Source organism: Piscinibacter sp., from assembly GCF_050175855.1.
Taxonomy (GTDB): Bacteria; Pseudomonadota; Gammaproteobacteria; order Burkholderiales; family Burkholderiaceae_C; genus Piscinibacter.
Genome location: NZ_JBFXIO010000448.1, coordinates 1 through 3,761, shown reverse-complemented (window position 1 = coordinate 3,761; position 3,761 = coordinate 1). Strand labels below are relative to the sequence as shown.

Below are 3,761 nucleotides of genomic sequence, written 5' to 3'. Positions count from 1 at the left end.
CAAGCTGCTCATCTTCACCGCGGCACTCGTCGCCGAGCGCCGCCGCGCGCGCGGCGTCAAGCTCAACTACCCCGAGTGCGTCGCGCTGATCTCGGCGGCCGTGATGGAGGGTGCGCGCGACGGCCGCACGGTGGCCGAACTGATGAGCGAGGGCGCGCGCATTCTCAGCCGCGAGGAAGTCATGGAAGGCGTGCCCGAGATGCTCGCCGAGGTGCAGGTCGAGGCGACCTTTCCCGACGGCACCAAGCTCGTCACCGTCCACGACCCCATTCCCTGACGCCGCCAGACGCGAGGAGCCCGCCATGATCCCCGGAGAACTCATCGTCGACGACGGCGAGATCGAGCTCAACGCCGGCCGCCCGGTCGTCGAGGTGGCCGTCGCCAATACCGGCGACCGCCCGATCCAGGTCGGTTCGCACTACCACTTCGCCGAGACCAACCCGGCGCTGGAATTCGACCGTGCCGCCGCGCGCGGCCAGCGCCTCGACATCCCGGCCGGCACCGCGGTGCGCTTCGAGCCCGGCCAGACGCGCGTCGTCGCGCTGGTGCCTTTCGCCGGGCTGCGGCGGGTCTACGGCTTCCGCGGCGCCGTGATGGGCGCGCTGGAGGAGACGCCATGAGCCGCATCGAACGCCGCGCCTATGCCGAGATGTTCGGCCCCACCACCGGCGACCGCGTGCGCCTCGGCGACACCGCGCTGGTCATCGAGGTCGAGCACGATCACACCCGCTACGGCGACGAGGTCAAGTTCGGTGGCGGCAAGGTCATCCGCGACGGCATGGGGCAGAGCCAGCGCGGCGCGGCCGAGTGCGCGGACCTCGTCATCACCAACGCCCTCATCCTCGACTGGTGGGGCATCGTCAAGGCCGACATCGGCATCAAGGGCGGGCGCATTCACGCCATCGGCAAGGCCGGCAACCCGGACACCCAGGAAGGCGTCGACATCGTCATCGGCGCCGGTACCGAGATCCTCGCCGGCGAAGGGCAGATCGTCACCGCCGGCGGCATCGACGCCCACATCCATTTCATCTGCCCGCAGCAGATCGAAGAGGCGCTGATGTCGGGCGTGACGACCATGATCGGCGGCGGCACCGGCCCGGCCACCGGCACCAACGCCACCACCTGCACGCCGGGGCCGTGGAACCTCGGCCGCATGCTGATGGCGGCCGAGGGCCTGCCGATGAACCTCGGCTTCCTCGGCAAGGGCAACGCCAGCCAGCCGGGGCCGCTGATGGAGCAGGTCGTGGCCGGCGCCATGGGCCTCAAGCTGCACGAGGACTGGGGCACGACGCCGGCGGCGATCGACACCTGCCTCGAGGTCGCCGAGGCCGCCGACGTGCAGGTCGCCATCCACACCGACACGCTGAACGAATCGGGTTTCGTCGAGGACACCCTGGCCGCGTTCAAGGGCCGCACCATCCACACCTACCACACCGAGGGCGCCGGCGGCGGCCATGCGCCGGACATCATCAAGGCCTGCGGCGCGTCCAACGTGCTGCCGTCGTCGACCAACCCGACCCGGCCCTACACCGTCAATACCGTCGACGAGCACCTCGACATGCTGATGGTCTGCCATCACCTCGACCCGCGCATCGCCGAGGACGTCGCCTTCGCCGAGTCGCGCATCCGCCGCGAGACCATCGCCGCCGAGGATATCCTGCACGACCTCGGCGCGTTCTCGATGATCGCCTCCGACTCGCAGGCCATGGGCCGGGTCGGGGAGGTGGTCACGCGCACCTGGCAGACCGCGCACAAGATGAAGGTGCAGCGTGGCCCGCTGGCGCCGGACGGCGAGCGCAACGACAACTTTCGCGCCAGGCGCTACGTCGCCAAGTACACCATCAATCCGGCCATTGCCCACGGCATCGCCCACGAGGTGGGCTCGGTCGAGGTCGGCAAGCTGGCCGACCTCGTGCTGTGGAAGCCGGCCTTCTTCGGCGCCAAGCCGGGCGTGATCATCAAGGGCGGTTTCATCGTCGGCGCCGCGATGGGCGATCCCAATGCCTCCATCCCGACCCCGCAGCCGGTGCACTACCGCCTCATGTTCGGCGCCTACGGCCGCGCGCTGACCTCCAGTTCGCTGACCTTCGTTGCCCAGGCGGCGCTCGAGGCCGGGGTGCGCGAACGGCTCGGCCTGCGCAAGCCCATCGCGGTGGTGCGCGGCACGCGCAGCGTGACCAAGCGCGACATGAAGCTGAACGACTACCAGCCGGTGATGGAGGTCGACCCCGAGACCTACGCCGTGCGCGCCGACGGCCAGCTGCTGACCTGCGAACCGGCCACCGTGCTGCCGCTCGCGCAGCGCTACTTCCTGTTCTGAGACGAGGACGCGGCCATGTCACTGCCACTGCTCGACCGCGTGACCGACGCCACGCGCGAAGCCGACGACATCCTCGAACTGCCGTTCGCCGACCGCGCCCGCACCCGCCAGCGCGTGCGCCTCGCGAGCGGGCGCATGGCCGGCCTCGACCTGCCGCGCGGGACGCTGCTGCGCGGTGGCGATCGCGTCGCCGGCGCTGGGCTCGTGGTCGAAGTGCAGGCCGCGCCGGAGACGGTGTCGGTGGTGCGCGCCGCCGCGCCACGCCTGTTGCGCGCCGCGTATCACCTCGGCAACCGCCACGTCGCCGTCGAGTTCGGCTGCGGCTGGCTGGCCTATCTCCACGACCACGTGCTCGACGACATGCTGCGCGGGCTCGGCCTCGAACCCGAGTGCACGAGGCAGGCCTTCGAGCCCGAGGGCGGCGCCTACGGCGGTCACGGCCATGCGCACGGTCACGGTCACGACCACGCGCACGACCACGCGCATCCGCACGACCTTGGCCGCGCGCATGAACACGGCAGCGGCGACGATCGCGAACCGCAGCACCCACGACGCCACGCCGGCGGCCACCGCCATGCCTGATCCACGCTTGTGGCAGCTGATCAGCCCGGCCCTGCCGGTCGGCGGTTACAGCTACTCGCAGGGCCTCGAGTACGCCGTGCACGCGGGCTGGGTGCACGACGAGGCGACGACCCTGGCCTGGATCGGCGCGCTCGCCGAGGACGTCATGACCGCCGTCGACCTGCCGCTGATGGCGCGCGTGCACGCTGTGGCGCGGGCCGGTGACGAGGTCGCCGTGGTCGCGCTCGCCGCGCGCCTCGCCGCCCTGCGCGAGACCGCGGAACTCCGCCGCGAGGACGCCGACATGGCGAGCGCGCTCCGGCGCCTGCTCGCCGCGCTCGCTCCCGAACTCGACACCCTCGCGCTGGCGAGCTACTCGGCGCTGTTCGCGCTTGCCTGCGCCCACTGGAACATCACGCCGCGCGAGGCCCTGGCCGGCTACCTGTGGGCGTGGGCCGAGAACCAGGTGCAGGGCGCGACCCGCCTGGTGCCGCTCGGCCAGACCGCCGCGCAACGCGTGCTGTTCGCCCTCGGCGCCCGGCTCGAGACCTGCGTGGCGAGCGCGCTGGCGCGCGACGACGACGATCTCGGCTACACCGCGCCGGGCCTGGTCTTTGCCAGCGCCGCGCACGAAACCCAGTACACGCGCCTCTTCCGCTCGTGATCCCCGCCCCGGAGAACGCATCCATGAACACACTCGACCATCGCCCGCGCGGCCCGCTACGCCTCGGCAACGGCGGCCCGGTCGGCTCGTGCAAGACCGCGCTGACCGAACGCCTGTGCAAGCGCCTGCGCGAGCGCTACGACATGGCCGTCGTCACCAACGACATCTACACCCGCGAGGACGCCGAGTTCCTGCTGCGCGCCGAGGCCCTGCCGC

At 71.5% G+C, this 3,761-nt stretch carries 6 protein-coding genes; all 6 read left to right on the top strand.

The genetic code is table 11. The features are described 5' to 3' along the window. On the top strand, nucleotides 1-277 hold a 277-nt coding region (locus AB7U92_RS23580), incomplete at its 5' end, for an urease subunit gamma (RefSeq protein ID WP_428582702.1). Between the two features lie 25 nt (nucleotides 278-302). Continuing rightward, on the top strand, nucleotides 303-620 hold the full coding sequence (locus AB7U92_RS23575) for an urease subunit beta (RefSeq protein WP_428582700.1): 318 nt from the start codon (nucleotides 303-305) through the stop codon (nucleotides 618-620). Next, nucleotides 617-2,320, top strand: coding sequence for an urease subunit alpha (ureC, locus tag AB7U92_RS23570; RefSeq protein WP_428582698.1), 1,704 nt, complete (start codon nucleotides 617-619; stop codon nucleotides 2,318-2,320). The genes AB7U92_RS23575 and ureC overlap by 4 nt, the downstream gene beginning before the upstream one ends. A gap of 15 nt (nucleotides 2,321-2,335) precedes the next feature. After that, the gene (ureE, locus tag AB7U92_RS23565) at nucleotides 2,336-2,902 is read left to right on the top strand and encodes an urease accessory protein UreE (RefSeq protein WP_428582696.1); all 567 of its coding nucleotides are present in this window, start codon (nucleotides 2,336-2,338) and stop codon (nucleotides 2,900-2,902) included. Beyond that, nucleotides 2,895-3,545, top strand: coding sequence for an urease accessory protein UreF (locus AB7U92_RS23560; RefSeq protein WP_428582694.1), 651 nt, complete (start codon nucleotides 2,895-2,897; stop codon nucleotides 3,543-3,545). The genes ureE and AB7U92_RS23560 overlap by 8 nt, the downstream gene beginning before the upstream one ends. 23 nt (nucleotides 3,546-3,568) lie before the next feature. Continuing rightward, on the top strand, nucleotides 3,569-3,761 hold a 193-nt coding region (locus tag AB7U92_RS23555), incomplete at its 3' end, for a GTP-binding protein (RefSeq protein WP_428582692.1).